Origin of the sequence: Streptomyces brasiliensis (assembly GCF_014647875.1) — a bacterium.
GTDB lineage: Bacteria > Actinomycetota > Actinomycetes > Streptomycetales > Streptomycetaceae > Streptomyces > Streptomyces brasiliensis.
The window spans coordinates 184,518-205,501 of sequence record NZ_BMQA01000010.1 but is presented as its reverse complement, the minus strand read 5'-3'; the positions used below and the strand labels follow the sequence as shown (position 1 = coordinate 205,501).

15 protein-coding genes are annotated in these 20,984 nt (G+C 72.7%); 11 read left to right on the top strand and 4 right to left on the bottom strand.

Annotated features, from left to right (window positions below):
* Positions 1-187 precede the first annotated feature (187 nt).
* The 10 genes from IEZ19_RS18475 (at position 188) to IEZ19_RS18430 (ending at position 14,012) form a co-directional block, all read left to right on the top strand.
* A complete protein-coding gene (locus IEZ19_RS18475) occupies positions 188-2,125 on the top strand; it encodes an HAD-IIIC family phosphatase (RefSeq protein WP_229840458.1) in 1,938 nt (645 codons plus the stop codon).
* Between the two features lie 142 nt (positions 2,126-2,267).
* Positions 2,268-4,055, top strand: coding sequence for a fatty acyl-AMP ligase (locus IEZ19_RS18470; RefSeq protein WP_189312299.1), 1,788 nt, complete (start codon positions 2,268-2,270; stop codon positions 4,053-4,055).
* A gap of 1 nt (position 4,056) precedes the next feature.
* Positions 4,057-5,859, top strand: coding sequence for an acyl-CoA dehydrogenase family protein (locus tag IEZ19_RS18465; protein ID WP_189312298.1), 1,803 nt, complete (start codon positions 4,057-4,059; stop codon positions 5,857-5,859).
* A complete protein-coding gene (locus IEZ19_RS18460; protein ID WP_189312297.1) occupies positions 5,853-7,625 on the top strand; it encodes an acyl-CoA dehydrogenase family protein in 1,773 nt (590 codons plus the stop codon). The genes IEZ19_RS18465 and IEZ19_RS18460 overlap by 7 nt, the downstream gene beginning before the upstream one ends.
* A gap of 102 nt (positions 7,626-7,727) precedes the next feature.
* Positions 7,728-8,015 (top strand): acyl carrier protein, encoded by a 288-nt coding sequence (locus IEZ19_RS18455; protein ID WP_189312296.1) that lies wholly within the window; start codon positions 7,728-7,730, stop codon positions 8,013-8,015.
* A complete protein-coding gene (locus IEZ19_RS18450; protein WP_189312295.1) occupies positions 8,015-11,074 on the top strand; it encodes a type I polyketide synthase in 3,060 nt (1,019 codons plus the stop codon). The genes IEZ19_RS18455 and IEZ19_RS18450 overlap by 1 nt, the downstream gene beginning before the upstream one ends.
* A complete protein-coding gene (locus IEZ19_RS18445) occupies positions 11,071-12,093 on the top strand; it encodes a 3-oxoacyl-ACP synthase III family protein (protein WP_189312294.1) in 1,023 nt (340 codons plus the stop codon). Before IEZ19_RS18450 ends, IEZ19_RS18445 begins: the two co-directional genes overlap by 4 nt.
* Positions 12,090-12,362, top strand: a complete 273-nt coding sequence (locus IEZ19_RS18440; protein ID WP_189312293.1) for an acyl carrier protein — start codon at positions 12,090-12,092, stop codon at positions 12,360-12,362. Before IEZ19_RS18445 ends, IEZ19_RS18440 begins: the two co-directional genes overlap by 4 nt.
* Complete coding sequence (locus IEZ19_RS18435) at positions 12,359-13,228, top strand: 2-oxo acid dehydrogenase subunit E2 (protein WP_229840456.1); 870 nt, start codon at positions 12,359-12,361, stop codon at positions 13,226-13,228. The genes IEZ19_RS18440 and IEZ19_RS18435 overlap by 4 nt, the downstream gene beginning before the upstream one ends.
* Positions 13,125-14,012 carry a 4'-phosphopantetheinyl transferase family protein gene (locus IEZ19_RS18430; RefSeq protein ID WP_189312292.1) on the top strand — a complete coding sequence of 296 codons (888 nt, stop codon included), beginning with the start codon at positions 13,125-13,127 and terminating at the stop codon, positions 14,010-14,012. Before IEZ19_RS18435 ends, IEZ19_RS18430 begins: the two co-directional genes overlap by 104 nt.
* A gap of 145 nt (positions 14,013-14,157) precedes the next feature.
* Here IEZ19_RS18430 and IEZ19_RS18425 read toward each other — a convergent pair whose 3' ends face one another.
* The 4 genes from IEZ19_RS18425 to IEZ19_RS18410 all read right to left on the bottom strand — a co-directional run bounded on the left by IEZ19_RS18425 (position 14,158) and on the right by IEZ19_RS18410 (position 19,291).
* Positions 14,158-16,890, bottom strand: a complete 2,733-nt coding sequence (locus IEZ19_RS18425) for an AfsR/SARP family transcriptional regulator (protein WP_189312291.1) — start codon at positions 16,888-16,890, stop codon at positions 14,158-14,160.
* Between the two features lie 8 nt (positions 16,891-16,898).
* A complete protein-coding gene (locus IEZ19_RS18420) occupies positions 16,899-17,906 on the bottom strand; it encodes an AfsA-related hotdog domain-containing protein (protein WP_189312290.1) in 1,008 nt (335 codons plus the stop codon).
* A 146-nt stretch (positions 17,907-18,052) separates the two neighbouring features.
* Positions 18,053-18,373, bottom strand: coding sequence for a ferredoxin (fdxA, locus tag IEZ19_RS18415; protein WP_189312289.1), 321 nt, complete (start codon positions 18,371-18,373; stop codon positions 18,053-18,055).
* Positions 18,374-18,682: 309 nt separating this feature from the next.
* Positions 18,683-19,291, bottom strand: coding sequence for a response regulator transcription factor (locus tag IEZ19_RS18410; protein WP_229840454.1), 609 nt, complete (start codon positions 19,289-19,291; stop codon positions 18,683-18,685).
* Between the two features lie 361 nt (positions 19,292-19,652).
* Between IEZ19_RS18410 and IEZ19_RS18405 the strand changes: the two genes are divergently transcribed.
* Positions 19,653-20,939 carry a nucleotide disphospho-sugar-binding domain-containing protein gene (locus IEZ19_RS18405; RefSeq protein WP_189312287.1) on the top strand — a complete coding sequence of 429 codons (1,287 nt, stop codon included), beginning with the start codon at positions 19,653-19,655 and terminating at the stop codon, positions 20,937-20,939.
* The last annotated feature ends 45 nt before the right edge of the window (positions 20,940-20,984 follow it).

Sequence of the window (20,984 nt, the reverse complement as noted above, 5' to 3'; positions counted from 1 at the left end):
TGCCTTTCAGAAGGAGTCATCCTCCGCCGATGGTCGGCAGCCCGCCTAAAGCAGCTCTTGCGAGCGCCCAGGCAGCTCTTGCGGGCGACCCGCGAAGCGGGGTGAGCGCCCCGGCGCAAGCCCGTCTTTAGGGCCGGGGCACAAGCTCCGAAGAGCCCGCCCGCCCCGGCAGAGAGGCGAACAGACCGTGAGCACAGCAGTGACGACGCCGTCCGGCCCGGAGCCCACCGGCCCCGCGGGTCCCCTCGACCGGCTGCGCGCGCTGTACGGCGAGAAGAGCCTCGCCGCCGAGTACCCGGCGGTGCCCGGACTGCTCGCCGAACTCGCGCAGCAGGACGACGGGCCGACCCAGCTGTCCCGCGCGGGCCGGCTGCTCGCCAAGGTCGCTCCCGACGACATCGTGGCGCGGCACCCCGGTGCCGTACCCGCGACCGTCGCCGTCACGGGACACGGCACGCTCGACGCACTGACGGCACCGCTCACCGCGGAACTAGCCCGCCACGGCATCCCGTTGCGCGTGAGCGCCGGCGACCACGACGCGTGGCTGCGCGACCTCCAGGACCCCGGCAGCCATCTGTACACCCCTGGCACCGAACTCGCCCTGTGCCTCCTCGACGCCCAGGTCGTCTTCGACGAACTGCCCCTGCCCTGGGGGACGGAGGACGTCGCCAAGGCCGCCGCCGGCAAGCTCGAACTCCTCGACGCGCTCGCCGCCCGCTACGACGAACACGGCACCGGAACGCTCGTACTCAACACGCTGCCGCTGCTGCCCGAGCACGCGCAGCAGCTGGTGGACCACCGCTCGCGCACCGAACTCTCCATCATATGGCGGGAGTTCAACGTCGGGATGCTGCGGCTCGCCGCCGCGCACCCGCGGCTGCACGTCGTCGACCTGGAACCGCTGATCGCCGAGGGCGGACCGGTCCGCGACCCGCGGCTCGCCGCCTACGCCAAGGTGCACCTGGGGGAGGAACTGCTCGGCCGGTACGCCCGCCAGGCGGGCCATCTGCTGCGGACGCTGCGCGGCCGGGCCAGAAAGGTCCTCGTCGTGGACCTGGACAACACTCTCTGGGACGGCATCCTCGGCGACGACGGCCCTGACGGCATCGCCGCCGCCACCACCTACCGCGGTGAGGCGTTCGGCCGGTTCCAGCGGGTGGTCAAGCAGATCGGCAGCCAGGGCGTACTGCTCGCGGTGTGCAGCAAGAACGACCGCGAGCCGGTCCTCGACGTGCTGCGCACCCACCCCGACATGACCCTGCGCGAGGACGACTTCGTCCGGATCAGCGCCGACTGGGAACCCAAGGACGGCGCCATCCGCGCCATCGCCGACCGGCTCAACCTCGGGACCGACAGCCTCGTCTTCGCCGACGACTCGCCCTTCGAACGCGGCCTCGTCGCCTCCTCGCTCCCCGAGATCGCCCTGGTCGCGCTCGACGAGGAACCGGCCCTGCACATCGACCGGCTGCTCGCCGACGGCTGGTTCGACGTACGGGAACTGACCACCGAGGACCGGGGCCGCGCCGTGCAGTACCGCCAGGAGGCGAAGCGGCAGGACCTCCAGCAGGTCACCGGCTCGATGGAGGAGTACCTGCGCGCCCTCGGCGTGACCGTGCAGGTCGCCCCGGTACGCGACCACGAGGTGGCCCGGGTCGCCCAGATCACCCTGCGCACCAACCAGTTCAACCTCACCACCCGCCGGCTCCAGGTACCCGACGTCCGCGAACGGCTCGACTCACCGGGCCACTTGGTGCTGGCCGTGCGCTCCCGCGACCGCTTCGGCGACAACGGGGTCGTCGGCGCCCTCTTCGCACATCGCGAGGACGGGGCCCTGCGCATCGACAACATGCTGCTCAGCTGCCGGGTCTTCGCCCGCGGCATCGAGCAGGCCGCGCTCGCCTCGCTGCTGGAGCACGCCAGGGACTCGGGCGCGGCCGAGGTGCGCGCGAGCTACCGGCCCACCGCCAAGAACCACAAGGTGCGCGACCTCTACCCGTCGCTCGGCTTCGAGCGGGCCGCCGAATCGGCCGACGGCACGGTCGAGTTCAGGCACCCGCTCACCGAACTGCCCGACGTTCCCGGGCACGTGACCCTCGACGCGGGCTTCCGGAACGAGGCCGGGTGACCTGCGCCCCACCCTCAGCGGCACCTCACCGTGTGCATGGAACGCACAAGCGTCTCCTCAGCACCGCGAACAACGATCGTGATGTCAGAGCGACCCGTGCCGGCGCCACGCCAGCGGATCTCGGAGAGGCCGGAGAAAGACGTTGACGAACTTCCGAACCTTCACGGAACTGGTTCTGGAGCGTACCGAAGCCCGCAGCGCCGCGGATGCCTTCATCTTCCTGCCCGACGACGCCCGCGGCTCGGTGCCGCAGCACCTCACGGCCTCCGGCCTCGACTGGGAGGCGCGCAGGGTCGCCTCCTGGCTCCAGGCGCACGGGGCGGTGAACCGCCAGGTCCTGCTGCTCTATCCGCCCGGCCTGGACTTCATCAAGGCGTTCACCGCCTGCCTGTACGCCGGTGCCGTGGCCGTACCCGGACCGCTGCCCACCGAGCAGGGCCGGCAGTTCACCCGGGTCTCCGGCATCCTGCGCGACGCCGAGGCGTGCGCCGTGCTCACCGACTCGGCCAACGCCCCCGAGATCTCGGCCTGGCTGGCCGCGGAGGGCCTCACCGACGTGCCGTGCCTGGCCACCGACGACCAGGCCCAGGGCGACGCGGACGCCTGGTACGCGCCCTCCCTCACCCCGGAGAGCCTGGCGTTCCTGCAGTACACCTCGGGCTCGACCAGCGACCCCAAGGGTGTCGCGGTCTCGCACCGCAATCTGCTCGCCAACGAGGCGGCGATCCAGCGGTCGATCGGCACCGGCCCCGAGACCGTGTGCGGCGGCTGGCTGCCCTTCTACCACGACATGGGCCTGATCGGGCACATCCTGCAGCCGCTCTACCTCGGCATCCCCGCCGTCCTGATGGCGCCCTTCACCTTCCTCAAGCGCCCCTACCGCTGGCTGAAGATGATCGGCGACTACGGGGTCACCAGCGGCGGCGCCCCCAACTTCGCGTACGACCTGTGCGTGCGCAGGATCACCGACGCACAGCTGGAGACGCTCGACCTGTCCACCTGGACGACGGCCTGCAACGGCGCCGAACCGGTCAGGGCCGAGACGATCCGCGCCTTCACCGAGCGCTTCGCCCCCGCGGGATTCCGCCCCGAGACCTTCTTCCCCTGCTACGGCATGGCCGAGACGACCCTGCTGGTCTCCGGCATCCCGCGCACCGCGGGACCCCGCATGCTCGACGTCGACGCCGCGGCCCTGGAGCGCGGCGAACTGGCCGGCCCGCGTGGGGGCGAGCCCAGCCGTTCCCTCGTCAGCAGCGGAGTCGTACGGGACTTCGAGATCCGTGTCGTCGACCCGGAGACCCACGTGGAGAAGCCCGAGGGACACGTCGGCGAGATCTGGCTCAAGGGTGACAGCGTCGCCTCCGGCTACTGGAAGCGGCCGCAGACCAACAAGGAGATCTTCGACGCGGCGATCTCCGACGGCGCCGGCGGATGCGACGACGGCGGCTGGCTGCGCACCGGCGACATGGGCGTCCTGAAGGACGGCGAGCTCTACGTCACCGGCCGGCTCAAGGAGATGGTCATCCTGGCGGGCCGCAACCTCTACCCGCAGGACGTCGAACGCGCCGTCCAGTCCCTGGACCCGGCCTTCGGCACCGGCGCGGGCGCCGTCTTCGCCGTCGACACCGACCGCGAGCACCTGGTGGCCGTCCAGGAGATCCGCCCCGGCAGCGTCTCCACCGACCTGCCCACCCTCGCCTCCGGCGTCCAGCGGTTCATCAGCAAGGAGTTCACCGTCCCCGCCGGCAACGTCCTGCTCGTACGGCCGGGAACCATCCGCAAGACCACCAGTGGCAAGATCCAGCGGACCCTGATGCGCAAGCTGTTCCTCGAGGGCCGGATCACCGCGCTGCACGAGGTCCTGGAGCCGGCCGTCCGCGACCTGATCGCCTCCGCCGACGCCGCCCCGTCCCTGGAAGCGGTGGTCTGACATGGAACACCAGCCCTACCGGCTCGCCGAGGAGTTCGACCGTTTCCTCGGTGACCCCGACGACCCAGGCGAGGTCTTCTCCCACGCGCGCTGCGTGGAACTCGACGACAAGGAGGAGTTCCCCGCCGACATCTGCCGTCGCTTCCAGGAGTGGGGCCTGCCCGAGCAGTACGTACCGGTCGAGTACGGCGGCCGGCTGCGCGACTACGAACAGGTGCTCCAGCTCGTGCGCGCCGTCGCCCGCCGCGATCTGACCTGCGCCATCGGCCACGGCAAGACCTACCTCGGCGGGGTCTGCGTCTGGGTCGCGGGCTCCGCGGAGCAGGGCGCCCGGCTCGGCGCCGAGATCATGGCCGGGGTCCCGGTCTCCCTCGGGCTCACCGAACGCGCCCACGGCAGCGACCTGCTGGCCGGTGACGTGCGCACCGACGACAAGGCGGCGGACACCGAAGGCCACTGGCTGGTCAGCGGCGAGAAGTGGCTGATCAACAACGCCACCCGCGGTTCGGTGCTGGCGCTGCTGACCCGCACCCGCCCGGACGGCGGCCCGCGCGGCTTCAGCGTCCTCCTCGTGGACAAGCGCGAGCTCGACGAGGACACCTATCGCCATCTGCCGAAGATCCGCACCCACGGCATCCGCGGCGCCGACATCTCCGGCATCGCGTTCGACGGAGCCCGGGTGCCGCGCGGTGCCCTCGTCGGTGCCGAGGGCGCCGGCCTGGAGATCGTGCTGAAGGCGCTCCAGCTCACCCGCACCATGTGCGCGGCGCTGTCGCTCGGCGCCGCCGACCACGGGCTGCGGCTCGGCCTGGACTTCGCCGAGGAGCGCGAGCTGTACGGCCGGCGGCTGATCGACCTCCCGCAGGCCCGGCAGGTGCTGGCCGGCGCCGCCGCCGACGTCCTGCTGCACGAAGCGGTCGCCCTGGTCGCCGCCCGTGCCGTACAGACCCAGACCGCGGAGCTCGGCGTCACCTCGGCCGTCACCAAGTACCTGCTGCCCACCGGCACCGACCAGGTCCTGGCCGACCTGACCGGCCTGCTCGGCGCCCGTGCCTTCCTCAAGGGCGTCTACGCCGGCGGCCGGTTCCAGAAGGTCGCCCGCGATCACCGCATCGTCGGACTCTTCGACGGCAACACCCTGGTCAACCTCAACTCCCTGGTCAACCAGTTCCGTTCCCTGGCGCGCGGCTTCCGGCGCGGCACCGGCGACACGGCGGGAGCCGACGCCGCCTGCGACCTGACCGCGCCGCTGCCGCCCCTGGACCCCGCACGGCTGACGCTGGTCACCCGGCACGGCAGCGGCGTCATGGCGGGTCTCGCCGCCTCCGTCGACGAGATCACCCGGCGCGCGGAGCAGAACCCCGTGATCGGCCCGGTGGCCGCGGCCGCGCGGAGGCTGCTCGACGTCACCACCGCGGTGCACGCCGAGATGGAGGAGTACCAGGGCGTGCTCACCGAAGTCCCGCCCGCCGCCTTCGAGGTCGCGCGCCGCTACACCCTGTGCTGGGCGGGAGCGGCCTGCCTCGGCCTGTGGACGCACAGCACCGACCACTTCGGCGACGACCCCGGCACCGGGGAGCTGTGGCGCGACGGACGGTGGCTGCACACCGCCCTGGACCGGCTGCTGGTCCGCCTCGGCGAACCGGCGGCGGCCGGCGAGGAGACGTACGAAGAACTGCTCGGCGCCCTGCGGGCGGCCCGCTCCTCGGGCCGGCTGTTCTCGCTGCTGCCGCAGCGGCTCCCCGAGCGGCAGCCCGTGAGGACCGGCGCGGCCGCCGTCGAGAGTGAGAGGACGTCATGCTGATCGGCACAGAGCTCCAGCGGGCCGTACAGGACGGTCAGGAGGCGCCCGGCCAGGAAGCGCGGGCCGCGACCCGCGTCGCCGAACTGGACCGGCGCCTCGGCGACCCCACCGACGACGGCAACGAACTCTCCTACACCCGGCTGCTCGAGGCGGACGAGGCCGGTGAACTCTCCGAGCCCGGCGAGCGCGCCCTCGACGAACTGGGCCTGGGCGCCGACTTCGTGCCGCGTGCCGAGGGCGGCCGCCTGGAGCGGCTCGACACCCTGGTCCGGATCATGCGGCAGGTGTTCCGCCGCGACGTCGCCCTCGGTCTCGGCTACGGTGTGACCTCGTTCATGGCCGCCGTGAACATCTGGACCTCCGGGGACGCCGCGCAGCGCGCATGCCTCGCGCGGATCCTCACCGGCGGCGGCAAGGTCTCGGTCGCCTATCACGAACTCGCGCACGGCAACGACTTCGTGCGCAACGAGTTCGAGGCCCGCCCCGCCGAGGGCGGCGGGTATCTGCTGAACGGCGCCAAGCAGGTCATCAACAACGCCCAACGCGCCGACGCCTGGGTCCTGTTCAGCCGCACCAGTCCCGCACCGGGCAGCCGCAGCCACTCCGTCCTCTTCGTCGAGCGCGACGGGCTGGACACGGACACCTGGCAGGTACTGCCCCGCTACGACACCGTCGGCGTGCGCGGCTGCCTCCTGTCCGGACTCCGGTTCGACGACACACCCGTACCCGCCTCGGCCCTCGTCGGTGAGCCGGGCAAGGGCGTCGAAACCGCCCTGCGCGCCTTCCAGATCACCCGGTCCGCGCTCCCCGGCATGGCGGTCGGCACCACCGACACGGCCCTGCGGACCGTCGTGCGCTTCGCGCTCGGCCGACAGCTCTACCGCAAGTCCGTCATGGACATCCCGCACGCCAGGGGCACCCTGTCCGGGGCCTTCGTCGACCTCCTGACCTGCGACAGCCTCTCGCTGGCCGCGACCCGGGCGGTGCATCTGCTCCCCGAGCAGACCAGCGTCTTCGCCGCCGCCACCAAGTACCTCGTCCCGAAAGTGCTCACCGACGCGATGCACGAGCTGTCCATCGTGCTCGGGGCCCGCTTCTACATCCGCGACGGCGAGCACGGCATCTTCCAGAAGCACCTGCGCGACATGCCGGTGCTCAGCCTCGGCCACGCCGGCTCCGCGGCCTGCCAGGCCACGATCATCCCCCAGCTGTCCCGGCTCGCGCGGCGCTCCTGGTTCAGCGACGAACCAGCCCCCGCGCAGCTCTTCCAGCCGCGCACGGACCTGCCGGACCTCTCCTACGGCCGGCTCACCCTGGCGAGTGGGCGGGACGGGCTCAGCGCCACCCTGGTCGCCGCAGTGGACCAGCTGCCGGGTGCGTCGCCCGAGGAGCGGGCCGTCCAAGGGCTCGCGCTGCAGTTGGTGGACGAGCTGCGCCAGGTCCAGGAGGCGAGCCGCGCGCTCGCGCCCGAGGACCGTACGGCGCTCGCCCGCCCCGCCGCCTTCGCCCTCGCCGACCGCTACGCCGTCCTGCTCGCCGCCGCCTCGGCGATCGGCGTCCGGCAGCAGGCGTCCCACGACGGCGGTGACGCGTTCCTCGCCGACCCCGCCTGGCTCGCCGCCGCACTGCACCGGCTCGCCCGGCGGCTCGGCCGGCGGCCGGCCGACCTCCCGGCGTCCGTGGACGCCCGGGTCCACGAGGAAGTACTGCGCAGGTTCCACGCGCGCACCAGCTACGACCTGTACGACACCCCGCCGGCCGGCTGACGGACACCGGCCGGCCGCCACGGACGACGGCCCGTCCGCGACGGCCCCCCGACGACAGCACGACAGCACGCGACAACCGCTCACCCCCGCGAGGAGTGCACCATGCCCGTTCCGACCACCGGACACACCACCGAGTCTCTGACCACGTGGTTGGCCGAGCGCATCGCCCTCTACCTCAAGCGGCAGCCCGCCGAGATCGACCCGGACGTGCCCCTCGCCGAGTACGGCCTCGACTCCGTCGCCGCCCTCAGTCTGTGCGGAGACATCGAGGACGACTTCGACCTGGTGATCGAGCCGACGGCCGCCTGGGACTACCCGACCGTCCACGCCCTCGCCGGCCACCTCGTGGAGGAGCTGGCCGCGGAGGCCGCGAAGGACGGCGGCGCCTGATGGAGCCCATAGCCATCGTCGGCATCGACTGCAGATTCCCGGGGGCGCCCGACACCGGCGCCTACTGGGACCTGCTGATGCGCGGCGCGGACGGGGTGGGGAAGGTGCCCCGGCAGCGGTGGGACGCCGAGGAGTTCCACTCGGCGGCCGGGGACGAAGGACACGCCAACACCACCGAGGGCGGCTTCATCGCCGACCCGGACGCCTTCGACAACGAGTTCTTCACCATCTCGCCGCGCGAGGCGGCCGCCATGGACCCCCAGCAGCGGCTGCTGCTGCAGTCCGCGTGGCGGGCGGTCGAGGACGCGGGCATCCCGCCGCGCACCCTCGCCGGCACCCGGACCGGCGTCTTCGTCGGCATCATGGGCAACGAGTGGGCGCAACTGCACCTCACCGACTACGCCAACGTCACCGCCCAGGTCGGCTCCGGCAACGGCTACTGCATGACCGCCAACCGGATCTCGTACCACCTCGACCTCAAGGGCCCCAGCCTCGCCGTCGACACCGCCTGCTCCTCCTCGCTGGTCGCCGCGCACCTCGCGGCGAACGCGCTGCTGGCCGAGGAGTGCGACCACGCACTCGTCGGCGGCGTCAACTTGGCCCTCACTCCGGCCCTGTCGATCTTCTACACCCAGGCCGGGCTCTCCGCCCCCGACGGGCGGTGCAAGCCCTTCAGCGCCGAGGCGAACGGCATCGGCCGCGGCGAGGGCGTCGGCGTGGTCGTGCTGCGCCGACTGCGGGACGCGATCGCCGACGGCCAGCGCGTGTACGCCGTCATCCGCGGCACCGCCGTCAACCAGGACGGCCGCAGCAACGGGCTGACCGCACCCAACCGGTGGGCCCAGCAGGAGGTGCTCGCCGCCGCCTACCGCAGGGCCGGCGTCGAACCCTCCGACGTGGTCTTCACCGAGGCGCACGGCACCGGCACCGCCCTCGGCGACATGATGGAGGTCAAGGCACTCGGCCACCACCACGCCGGCCGCGCCGCCAGGCCCATGGCGCTCGGCTCGGTCAAGGGCAACCTCGGCCACACCGAGGGCGCCGCCGGCATCGCCGGACTGATCAAGGTCGCCCTGTCCCTGCACCACCGGGTCGTCCCCGCCAGCCGCTTCGCGGCCAAGGAGAGCAAGCAGCTCAAACTGCGCGACCACGGACTGCGGCTCCTCAAGGCACCGCTGCGGCTGCCTGCCGGCCCCACCGTCGCCGGACTCAGCAGCTTCGGCATGGGCGGCACCAACGCCCACGCCGTCCTGGAGTCCGCGCCCGCGCACACCGCGCGCCCCGAACCGGCGAACACCGCCGCGCCGGGCGGCATCGGCGCCGCCGTCTTCACCCTCACCGCGCCGAACGCCGATGCGCTGCGCCGCAACCTGCTGGCCCAGGCGGACGCGGCAGCGGCCCGCCGGGTACCGCTGGGCCCGCTGGCCAGATGGAGCAACCGCGTCAAGGCCGGCCACCGCCACCGCTTCGCGACCGTCGCCACGGACATCGCCGAACTGGTCGCCGGACTACGGGAGTCGGCCGCCGACCCCGAGCTGCTGGCCCGGCTCTCCGCCAGGCCCGCCGAAAGGCCCCGCAGCGCGTTCCTGTTCACCGGGCAGGGCTCGCAGTACCCGCGGATGACCGCCGTACTGTACGAACAGTCGCCGCTGTACCGGCACTTCCTCGACGAGGCGGACGCAGCGCTGCTGCCGCACACCGGAAAGTCCGTGCGCGACCTGATCCTCGCCGGTGACGACGCCGTCCACAGTACGCAGTGGACGCAGCCCGCCCTGTTCGCCGTCGGCTACGCCCTCGGCCGTACCCTGACGGAACTCGGCGTGCGCCCCGAGATGCTCCTCGGCCACAGCGTCGGCGAGTTCGCCGCCGCCGTCCTGGCCCGGGCGCTCCCGCTGGACGGCGCCGCCCGGCTGATCGCCGCCCGCGGCGCCCTGATGCAGGAACTCCCGGAAGGCGGCGGCATGTTGGCCGTCCGTACCACCCGGGCGGACTTGGAGGCGCGGATCGAGCGGGAGCCCCTGGTCGGCATCGCGGCGGTCAACGGCCCCACGGCCACGGTGCTTTCCGGTGATCTGGAGCCCCTGGCCGAGATCGGGGCCGAGCTCGAGGCCGAGGGGGTCACCTCCCGCACACTGCAGGTCTCGCACGCCTTCCACTCACCGCTGATGCGGCCTGTCCTGGACCGCTTCGCGGAGATCGCCGAACAGGTCGGCGGGGGAGTGCCCGAGATCCCGCTGTACTCCACCGTCCGCGGACGGGTGCTCGACGGCGAGGCGATGGACGCCGCGTACTGGGTCGAACACATCGGCGCCCCCGTGCTGTTCGGCGACGCGGCCGGCGCGCTGCTCGCCGACGGCCCGACGCACCTGGTGGAGATCGGCCCCCAGCCGGTGCTCTCCGGGATGGTGCGGCGCCTCGGTGGCCCCGCCGCCGGCGCGGGCCCGGTGCACGTCCTGCCGGTGCGCGGCCCCGACTCCGCCGGCCGGGACCTCGCCGAGGCCCTCGCCGAGCTGTACCGGGGCGGCGTCGAACCCGACTGGGACGCCGTGTACGCACCCGAGGAACGGGTTCCGCACCCGCTGCCGCCGTACGCCTTCTCGACCGACCATCGCTACTGGTCGAGGAATCCGGTGCGGAGCCAGGGAACGGTGGCCGAGCCGACGATCCCGGCGCTCGTAGCGCACGGGGAGCCGGAGACCGCCCCCGCCGCCGTCCTCACCCTGGACCGGCCCGGCGGTCCGGCGGACCCGGTCGGGCAAGCCGTCCTCGGCGCCGTCCGGATGGTCGGCGGCTACACCGACGCCGAGGTCGGCCCGCACGACCGGCTCTACGAGGACCTCGGCTTCGACTCCGTCATGATCATGGAGCTGAAGAACCGGCTGGAGGCCCGGCTCACCGGCATCGGCACGGTGACGGTCCAGGATCTGTTGCCCCGCCTCTCGTCCGTCGGCGACCTGGTCGCCTTCCTGCGTGAGATCGGCGCGGCGGCGCCCGGTTCCGCGGGCACCGGCGACGTGGCGGAGAACCCGGCGCTCATGGAAGAAGAGAGGACGGCATGACCACCCCGACGACGTTTCTGGCGTCCCTCGGCACCGCCCTGCCCGGTGACCCGGTGGACAACGCCACCCTGGCCAAGGTGCTAGGCATCAATGAGGACTGGATCGAGGTCTTCATCGGCACCCGGACGCGGCACTTCGCCCGGGACCTCGGCACCGGAGCGGTCCGCTGGTCGCTCGCCGACCTGTGCGCGCAGGCCGCCGAGAAGGCGCTCGCCGCCCCCGAAGTCGACACGTCCGAGATCGAGTTCATCGTCCTCGGCACGGCCACCCCCGACACCCTGATGCCGGCCACGGTCAACCATGTCGCCGACCAGCTCGGCCTGGACCAGGTGCCCACCTTCCAGCTCCAGTCCGGCTGCGCGGGCGCCGTACAGGCCCTGGGCGTGGCCCAGACGATGATCGCCTCCGGCCAGTACCGGACCGGACTCGTCATCGGCGGCGACGTCTGCAGCAAGCACCTCGACCTCCAGCGCGACGTGGCCGGTGCCGCCCCCGGTGACCTCGTCAACCACGTTCTCTTCGGTGACGGCGCCGGCGCGGCCGTCGTCACCGACGAGCCGCGCGGACAGCGTCTCGCCCTGCGGCATGTCCTCAACCGCTTCACCGGGCTGGGCCGCAAGCCAGGGCAGGTCATCGAGTGGTTCGGGCTCGCCGACCGGTACGACGACCGGCAGGCCCTCACCGAGGACTACAAGGCCATCGAGGAGTCCGTGCCCGTCATGGCCGTCGAGATCCTCTGGGAGATGCTCGGCGAACTCGACTGGGAAGCGGACCAGTTGGACTATCTGCTGCCGCCCCAGCTGTCCGGCCGGATGACCCGCCGCATCACCGAGGAACTCGACGTGCCGACCGCGCAGGACGTCAGTTGCGTCGCGGACACCGGCAACAACGGAAACGCCCTGCCCTTCCTGCAGATCGAGAAGTTGCTGGAGCGGATGTCCGACGGCGAGAAGGCCCTCGCGATCGCCGTCGAGTCCAGCAAGTGGATCAAGGCCGGCTTCGCCCTGGAGAAGATATGAGCGTCGACAGCACCGTCCCCGCGCCCGTTCCCGCCGGAGGCGGCTTCACCCTCGGCGACTACGTCCGGCTCGTCAACGACGAGATCGGGATGCCGCTCGCACCCGGGCAGGTGGCCGCCGACTTCGACGAACTCCCCGACTGGGACTCGCTGTACCTCCTCAAGCTCGTCACCGCCCTGGAGCCCGCCATCGGCCGCAGGATCCCGGTCGGCAGGGTCCTGGAGGCCCGCACCCTGAAGGAGATCTACGAGCTGGCGGTGCTCGGGTGAGCCCCGTCGTCACCGTCGAACGGCGCCGCCGCCACACCCTGTACTTCCTGGAGTGGGCGGCGGCGCAGCGGCCCGTGCACCTGGACACGGACATCGACATGACCCGTGTCCAGGCGCACCGCGCCACCGCCCGCGAGGACGGTCGGCGCTACTCGGTCGTCAGCTATCTGCTGTACGCCGCCGGACGGGTCCTCGACCGGCACCCGGAGGCCAACGCCGCGATGGCCCCCGGGTGGCCCGGACCGCTGCGCCGCCCGAGGACCGTCCGCTTCGACGGCGTCACCGCCAAACTCGCCCTGGACCGGCCCGTAGAGGGCGAGCGCACGGTGCTGTCGGCGCTGGTCCCCGGCCTGGAGTCGGCGACCCTGAGCGAGATCCAGGAGCGCGTCGACCGCTACCGGGGCGAACAGGCCGCCGAACTCCTCGAGTTCAAGGGCGTACGGCTGCTGAGCCGGCTCCCGGTGCCGCTCGGCAGGGCCGCGTTCGCCGCGGCGCTGCGCGACCCGCGCCGACGCGCCGGCGTGTTCGGCACCGTCTCGGTCAGCTCGCTCGGCCACCGGAGCGTCGACGGCTTCCACTCGGCCGGCGGCACCGCCGTGACCCTCTGCGCGGGCCGCGTCGTGGACCGTGCGGTGGTGCGCGACGGTGTCGTGGTGCCAGCGCCCGTGATGCGGCTCGGCCTCACCTTCGATCACCGGGTGATCGACGGCGCGGCCGCGGCCGATGTGCTGTCAGATCTCCACGACACGATGGAGGCGTTCGATGACAGCACGGCCGGCACCCGGGCGCCAGGGCCCGGGCCGGACGCTCGGGGAGCCGATCGCGATCTGCGGCCCGTCGGGGGACTGGAGCAGAGTACGCGCTGACCTGGACCGGCACGGCGCCGCGGTGCTGTTCGCCCGCCAGGCCGACTGGCGCCCCGACCGGGCGGGCCTGCCGCGACTGCGCGGGCTCCTCGGCCACGACTGGGGCCGCTACCTCGGGCTGACGCACCCGCAGGTCCGCACGCGCTTCGCCGCCTCGCGCGTCCTGCTGAAGTTCGCCGCGGCGGCCGCGCTCGGTGGTGTACGGCCCGAGTCCGTCGAACTCGGCTACGGCCTCACCGGGCGCCCCTGTCTGCGCGGCTACGACGGGGTGCAGGTCAGCCTCAGCCACACCGACGGCCTGTTGCTGGTAGGGCTGGCCACCGGCGGCGCGATCGGCGTGGACGCCGAGCCGAACGACCGTGTCCTGTACGGTCCCGGGCTCGGCCGGCACCTGTGCACCCCGTACGAACTGGAGCGCGTCGAGGCCCTGCCGCTCGCGGAACGCAACCCGGCCGTGCTCCGCCTGTGGACCCTGAAGGAGGCCTACAGCAAGGCCCTCGGCCTCGGCCTGCGCTTCCGCTTCACGGACTTCGGCTTCTGCCCGGACGGAGCGCCCGGGGACGTACTGCGCCCCGACGGCACCCCTGCCACCGTCGGCAGATGGGCCTTCCACACCTTGTCCCTCGGGAACCGCTACACCCTGGCCGTCGCCGTCGGGGACGCGGGCTTCGGCCGTACGACGGACCTGGCGGCGGGCACGGCGCTCGACGGGGGCATCGTCGACGCCGTGGTGGAGGCGCTGGGGGAGGACGAGCGGGAGGCGGTCGACGCCGACGGGTGGTGAGGCAGGGGTCTGTTTCGCGGGTGCCGGTCGTGGGCGGCTCGCGCCCACGCTGCGGAGCCGCCTTTCGATACAGCCCGGCGCCCCTTCCGCGGCGGGGCGCCCGCCCGGTGCCGGCGACGGCGTCCGGCACCGGGCGGGCGGAGCCTCACGCTGCTCGTTGCGCCGGTTTCGACGGGCAGAAGAGCCAGACGCCCGGGCGGACTTCGAGGGGAGTCGAGGCCGCCGTGGCCGGGCTGCCCGACGCGAGGGCCGTGCGGAGGGCGGAGGCCGTGCGACGCGCGTACTCGGTCCAGCGGTGGTCGCCCGCCGAGCGTGCCGCGCTCTCGCACTCCGCCAGGCGGGCCAGCGCCTCCTCGTTGCGGCCCTGGCGCAGCGCCACCAGGGCCAGTCCGCGCAGCGACTCGGCCGCCCCGCGAGCGTCGTCGGCCGGCCGGCTCACCGACAGGGCGTGCGCATAGGCCCGTTCGGCCTGCTCGACCCGCCCCAGGCCGAGGAGCGCGTCCGCCTCCGCGGACAGGCAGCGGCCCGCCGCCGCCCGGTCGCCGTGCCGGGTGAACAACTCCGCGGCGAGCCGGTACCGGTCGAGCGCCGCCGAGGTCTGGTGGCGCTGCCACGCCAGGTCACCCAGGGACCGCAGGACGACGGCCTCCGCGTGGACGTCCCCGGACCGCCGGGCCGCGTCCAGCGCGAGGTCGTGCGTCGACTCCCACTCGTCCCACAGGGCGCCCGCCTCGTAGTAGCCGGCCGACGCCGAGGCCAGGGCACAGCACAGACTCCACAACCCGGCCGCATGGGCCTGCCGTACGGCCTCCGACAGGCCCGCGGACTCCTCCTGGAACCATCGCAGCGGCGCGCTGCCGACCACTTCCTCGGGGGAAACCCCGGCCGGGGGCTCGGCCTCGAGCGCGAGCCGGTCCCTGCCGGGAGTCAGCCGCGCGTCCGCGTGTCTGGCCAGGGTCAGGAAGGCCCGGCACAGCCGCTCCACGGCCGCGGGGCCCTCCTGCCGGCACTCCTGGGCCAGGACCTCGAGGGCCAGCGAGCGCAGCAGCGCGTGGAAGCCGTAGCGCACGGTGGCCGGTCGCCCCGGCTGCCGCCGCGCCTCCAGCAGATGCGCCTGCACCAGCTCCTCGGTGAGCCGCTCGGCCCCCGCCCGGTCCGTGCCGAGCAGCGCGGCCGCGCTCCACAGGGCGAAGTCGGGCAGCGAGGCGAGACCGAGTATCCGGAAGGCGTGCCTGGCCTCCTCGTCCACGTCGCGGTAGGCGGTCAGCAGGCTGCTGCGTACGTCGAGATCGCCCAGCGCGAGCGCGGCCAGCCGGGTCCGCTCGTCACGCAGCCGCTGGGCGAGCCCGGCGGCGGTCCAGTGCGGGCGGGCCGCGAGTCCGGCCGCCGCCACCCGCAGGGCCAGCGGCAGCCGGCCGCAGAGCCGGGCGATCTCCCCGGCCGCCTCCGGATCGTCCCGCATCCGCTCTCCGCCGCACGCCGTGAGCAGCGCCTCGGCCTCCGGCGCGGAGAGCACGTCGAGGGTCAGGCGCTCCACGCTCTCCAGCGCACCGAGCACATGACGGCTCGTCAGGATCACCGTGCTGTCGGGCACGGCCGACAGCACGGGCCGGACCTGCGCCTCCGAGACGGCGTCGTCCAGGACGAAGAGCATCCTGCGGCCCGCGGTGCGTCTGTGCAGCAGCTCCGCGAGTTCCGTCTCGGACGACGGCAGCGGTTCCGCGTCGGAGTCCGCTCCTGTCGCCTGCGGTCCGTGCAGTCGGCGCAGCAGGGTCGTCAGGGCGGTCTTCGATTCGACGGCTCGCCCGCCGGCGTCCCGCAGCGTCACCAGGACCCGTCCGTCGGGGAACCGGTCGGCGGCGCCGTGGGCCAGTCGTACGGCCAGCGCGGTCTTTCCGGCGCCCGCCCGGCCCGACACCACGAGCACCTGGTTCCGGCCGGCGTAACCACCGGCCAACAGCTGTTCACCGACGATCAGTTGGTCCTCGCGTCCGGTGAAGTCGGCCACGGCCGGCGGCAACCACACCGTGGGCCCGGCGTCCCTCGCGGGTACCTCGGCCGGTCGGTCGCCGGATCCGCCGACGGGAACGAGCCGGCGCTCGGGCTCACCGTGCCAGGCCAGCGAGGGGTCGGAGGCCAGGATCCGTTCCTGCAGTCTGCTCAGCACCGGTCCGGGCTCCACCCCCAGTTCGTCGACCAGCGCCCGTCGCGCCCGCCGGTAGACCTGCAGGGCGTCGGACTGCCGGCCGGACCGGTAGAGCGCCACCATCAGATGGGAGTGCAGCGCCTCGCGCAGCGGATGTTCGTGCGCGAGGGCCATCAGCTCACCGATGAGCTCCTGGTGCAGCCCGAGGCGCAGATCGGCGGAGATCCGCTGTTCCAGCACCTCGGCGCGCAGTTCGTTCAGCCTGATCGCGGAGGTCTGCAGCGAGGGCCCGTGCGGGATGCCGGCGAGCGCGGGCCCCGTCCACAGAGCGAGCGCACGGCTCAGCGCCTGCGAGGCGTCCCCGTACTCACCCCGGCCGTACGCGGCCCGGCCCTCGGCCCGCAGCGACTCGAAGACGGACAGGTCCAGTTCGCCGGGGGCGACCCGCATCAGATAGCCGGGGGGCCGGGTCAGCAGCGGCTGCGCCGTGTCCGTCTCCGCCGGGGTCTCGCCGGTCGCCGCCGGCAGGGCCTTGCGCAGCTGGGACACGTACACCTGGAGGGTGGTGGTGGCCGTGCGCGGGGGTTCGGCACCCCACAGTTCGTCGATCAGGGTATGGGTCGAGACCACCGTGTTGCTCTGCACCAACAGGGTGGCCAGCACCGCGCGCGGCTTGGCCGCGGACGGCGTACGAGGCGACATGTGCACGGGGCCGAGCACGCGGTATCTCATCGCGTGCCTCAGCAGTCCTGCAGCACGGCCGCGGTGACACGCGCCACGACCCGGCTGCCCTGGAGGAACGACAGCCGCAGGTCGATCACCGGCCGGCCCGCCTCGTCCCGGGACACCCGTCCGTCCGTGCGGCGCACGCCTTCCCGCACCGTGCAGTGCAGCGGCAGCCCGGGCTCGGCGAAGCCGAGGAACGAGGCCTGCCACCGGGACAGCACGGCGTACGACGGCACGAAGCCGCGCAGCTCCGCGGCGGCGAGCAGCCCCACCTGGCGGGACACCTCCAGGAACAGCATCGGCGGCACCTCGTCCGGCGCGCCGGACGCCTCGGACAGCAACGCGGCGGCCGCCCCCGCGTGGACGGGGAAGACGAGGCCGTCGCCGTCCGCTCCGGCGTACTCGGGCAGCCCGACCAGGACGTTACGGCTGTCCCGGTGACCCACCTGTTCGGGCAGCGGCATGCCGGCGGACACCGGGCCACCGTCCTGGGCCGTCATGGGCTCCTCGCTCTCCTGCCGGCCGAGCGCACGATGGCTGTGGTGGACGCCCCGGGCGAGGAAGACCAGCCGGGCCGAAGCCGTGCCACAGCGCTCGCCGTCGATCGAGACGGCGGCCTCGCACTCCAGACCGCGCGGCACGCCGCCCACGACGTCGAGCGGTGTCATCCCGAGTTCCAGGGAGATCCCGGCCCGCACGCCGTCGCGGCGCCAGGCGTCCAGACCGGTGATCGCGGCTCCGCCGGAGGCGACTACGGGGTGCCGGCCCGCCGGCACTCTGAAGTACCGGCGAGCCGCGAACAGCATGGTTCGGCGCAGCGACTCCACGGGGAAAAGCAGGTCGTGGTACCGCGATTCGGAGTCGCCGAACAGCGGGTGTTCTTCGGGCAGTTGAGCCGAGAAGGCGAAGTTCTGCCGTACCGGCGCCGTCGCCTTGAGCAGAAAGGCCTCGGGGCTGCCCGGCCTGTGGACGAGATGGTGGGGTCCGAGGAAAGAGGGGGACGGTGGGGTGAAGGTGTCCATGGAATTCCTCTGCGGCGGTGTCCGGCGGCTCTGCGGAACGCTTGCTGGGCACGTGCGCTTGACGGGGTGCACGTTGCCCGACTCCGCTGAAGGACCGGGGAAGCCGCACTGAAGTGCGGGGTCGGCGTCCCCCGCACCCATGGCGTTCAGACCGCTTCGACCGGCTCTTTTCCGACGATCGGGTGGTCCTCGGCCGGCGGTCCCGCCGCGCTCGCGCCGCCGGGCGCTCCGGTCCCGGCGAACACGTCCCGCTCGGCGGTGAGATAGCCGGCCCACTCTTCGGGCAGGGAGTCCTCGTAGAAGATCGCCTCGACCGGGCACACGGGCTCACAGGCTCCGCAGTCCACGCATTCGTCGGGGTTGATGTACAGCTTGCGCGGACCTTCGTAGATGCAGTCGACGGGACACTCGTCGACGCAGGCCTTGTCCTTGAGATCCACGCAGGGCTGGGCGATGACGTACGTCATGAGGTCTCCACGGTCCAGGAGTCGTTGCCGGTGAGAAGGGAGGCGAGATCGCCCTTGCCGTGCGGTTCGACGTCGGGAAAGGCGCCGACGGGCTTGTGGTGCCGCACAGCTGACCACCTGCCGCCGCACCCTAGAAAGCGCTCCTTGTGATCGGCCAAAGCCGGTCCGCGAGGTCGCGTGACACTGTGCGAACACCGGGCGGGCGTGCGAGTTCCGGCCGTGACCGGCGGAGGTGCCGGGCGTGGGTGTGCGGCGGCGAGCGGCGGACGCGTCAGGCCTGTGACGAACGACCGCGACCCGCCGGCGCGGTCAAAGCAGCCAGTCCGAGTCCCGTGCGATGCGGATCGCGTCGACGCGGTTGCGGGCGTTGAGCTTGGCGACGACGGTCGTCAGGTAGTTGCGCACGGTCCCGGCCGACAAGCGCAGCTTGGCGGCGATCTCCCGGGGCTCCGCCCCCTCCGCCGCTAGCCGCAGCACCTCTGTCTCCCGGTCGGTGAGGGGGCTCTCGTACTCTCCCCAGGCGGCCAGCGCCAGTTCCGGGTCTACGGCCCGGTGTCCCGCCGCCACCCGCCGTACCGCGGTGGCGAGTTCGGAGGACGGGGCGTCCTTGCGGAGATAGCCGGAGACCCGGGCCTCGAGGGCCCGGCGCAGAGCGCCGGGGCGGCCGAGGCTGGTGAGGATGAGGACGCGGCACTGGGGGAGCTGTTCGCGCAGCAGGCCGGCGGCCGACAGGCCGTCGACGCCGGGCAGGTCGATGTCGATGATGGCGACATCGGGCCGGTGCTTGAGCGCCATGTCGACGATCTCGTCCCCGCGTTCGACCTCACAGACCACGTCGAGATCGTCCTGGAGATTCAGCAGCGCGACCAGGGCGCCGCGGACCATGTTCATGTCCTCGGCGATCAGTATCCGTATCACTGAGCTCCCCGGGGGACGTCCGCACTGCTCGACTCGTCCACGGTGCCGGAACGGTCGGGACTCTCCATCATCTCCACGGCCTCCATCCTGCGGAGATCGTAAGTCAACCTCGTAAAAATTGTGTGGCATTCAAAGCCCTGTGAGCGCAAAACTCTGTAACTGACCGGCATTTGGAAAAGAGTTGAAACTGATTCATCTTTTCCGGTGAACCTTCGGCCGGAGGCGTGGAAGCGGGCCGTGGCGGTACAACGCTCCCCTCCCCCCGGCCCGCGGTGCACAAGCGGCTCTTTAGAGGGCGCCCGCAGGATGCGTGCGAACCGTACGCGTCGGCATGGTGCCGGCAGTCTCGGAGAGGTCAGCGATGCGCGTTCTTTTCACCATCTTTCCGGCATCGGCACATCTTTATCCAGCCATCCCGCTGGCGTGGGCGTTGCAGAGCGCCGGCCACGAGGTCGTGGTGGCCAGCCCCGAAGGTGTGGTCGACCAGAAGGTGATCGAGAACATCACCTCGGCCGGCCTCACCGCCGTCACGCTGGGCGGCAAGGAGGAACTCACCGCCTCGCTCGCGCCCCTCATCGCCGGCGCGGGCCCCAACCGGCCCACCCTGGCGCTCGACCCCGACGACCCGAACGCCTGGCGCACGGCGAGGGCCGTACTCGGGGGCATGTTCAACGCGTACTACCCGCCCGCGGCCGTGGAGGGCGGGCGCCGGCCCGTCCTGGACACGCTGGTGGAGTTCGCCCAGGGCTGGCGTCCGGACCTGGTGCTGTGGGACCCGCTGGCGCCGACCGGGGCCGTGGCCGCCCGCGCCTGCGGCGCCGCCCACGCGCGTCTGCTGTTCGGCACCGACAACGTCGGCCTGGTCCGCGCCAAGACGCGTCAGGAGCTCGCCGATCCGTCCTCGGACCTGACCGAGGACCCGTGGCTGCCGTGGCTGCGCCCGGTGCTGGAGCGCTACGGTCTCGACTTCACCGAGGAGACGCTCACCGGCCAGTGGACCCTGGACCTGACCCAGTCCCGGATGCGCACCCCGCTGGACCTGACGTACGTCCCGGTCCGCCGCGTCCCGTACAACGGTGCCACCACGCTTCCCGACTGGCTGCACGCCCGGCAGGAGCGGCCCCGCGTCGTGCTCACCCTGGGGGTGAGCCGCCGGCTGCTCGCCGGCCGGCACAGCGGCTTCCCGATGCGGGAGTTCTTCGAGTCCGTGTCCGGCCTCGACCTGGAACTGGTCGCGACGCTGAACAGCGAGCAGCTGGAAGCGGCCGGCACGCTCCCCGACAACGTCCGCGCCCTCGCGTACCTCCCGCTCAACCAGGTGCTGCCCACCAGCTCGGCGATCATCCACCACGGGGGCGGCGGGACGTTCGCCGCCGCCGTGGCGTTCAAGGTGCCACAGCTCGTCGTGCCGCTGCCGATGTGGGACGAGATGGTCACGGCGCGGTACGTCGCCCGCCGGGGCGCGGGACTGGTCGCCGACCCGGCCGCGATCGACGTCGACAGCATGCAGAAGGACCTCGTACGGCTGCTCGAGGAGCCGTCCTTCCAGCTCGGCGCGCGTGCCCTGTACGAGGACATGCTGGCTGCCCCGGCACCGAAGGACGTGGTGCCGGTCCTGGAGCGGCTGGCCGCGGAGCACCGCGGCTGAGCTGCGGGCACCACCCGCCGCCGTACCGGACCGAGGCCAGTCGAC

What these genes read in the sequence shown, in the direction of transcription:
- IEZ19_RS18465 (WP_189312298.1), top strand. Translation starts at nt 4,057, where the DNA reads ATGGAACACCAGCCCTACCGGCTCGCCGAGGAGTTCGACCGTTTCCTC.
- IEZ19_RS18460 (WP_189312297.1), top strand. Translation starts at nt 5,853, where the DNA reads ATGCTGATCGGCACAGAGCTCCAGCGGGCCGTACAGGACGGTCAGGAG.
- IEZ19_RS18455 (WP_189312296.1), top strand. Translation starts at nt 7,728, where the DNA reads ATGCCCGTTCCGACCACCGGACACACCACCGAGTCTCTGACCACGTGG.
- IEZ19_RS18450 (WP_189312295.1), top strand. Translation starts at nt 8,015, where the DNA reads ATGGAGCCCATAGCCATCGTCGGCATCGACTGCAGATTCCCGGGGGCG.
- IEZ19_RS18445 (WP_189312294.1), top strand. Translation starts at nt 11,071, where the DNA reads ATGACCACCCCGACGACGTTTCTGGCGTCCCTCGGCACCGCCCTGCCC.
- IEZ19_RS18440 (WP_189312293.1), top strand. Translation starts at nt 12,090, where the DNA reads ATGAGCGTCGACAGCACCGTCCCCGCGCCCGTTCCCGCCGGAGGCGGC.
- IEZ19_RS18430 (WP_189312292.1), top strand. Translation starts at nt 13,125, where the DNA reads ATGACAGCACGGCCGGCACCCGGGCGCCAGGGCCCGGGCCGGACGCTC.
- IEZ19_RS18425 (WP_189312291.1), bottom strand. Translation starts at nt 16,890, where the DNA reads ATGAGATACCGCGTGCTCGGCCCCGTGCACATGTCGCCTCGTACGCCG.
- IEZ19_RS18420 (WP_189312290.1), bottom strand. Translation starts at nt 17,906, where the DNA reads ATGGACACCTTCACCCCACCGTCCCCCTCTTTCCTCGGACCCCACCAT.
- fdxA (WP_189312289.1), bottom strand. Translation starts at nt 18,373, where the DNA reads ATGACGTACGTCATCGCCCAGCCCTGCGTGGATCTCAAGGACAAGGCC.
- IEZ19_RS18405 (WP_189312287.1), top strand. Translation starts at nt 19,653, where the DNA reads ATGCGCGTTCTTTTCACCATCTTTCCGGCATCGGCACATCTTTATCCA.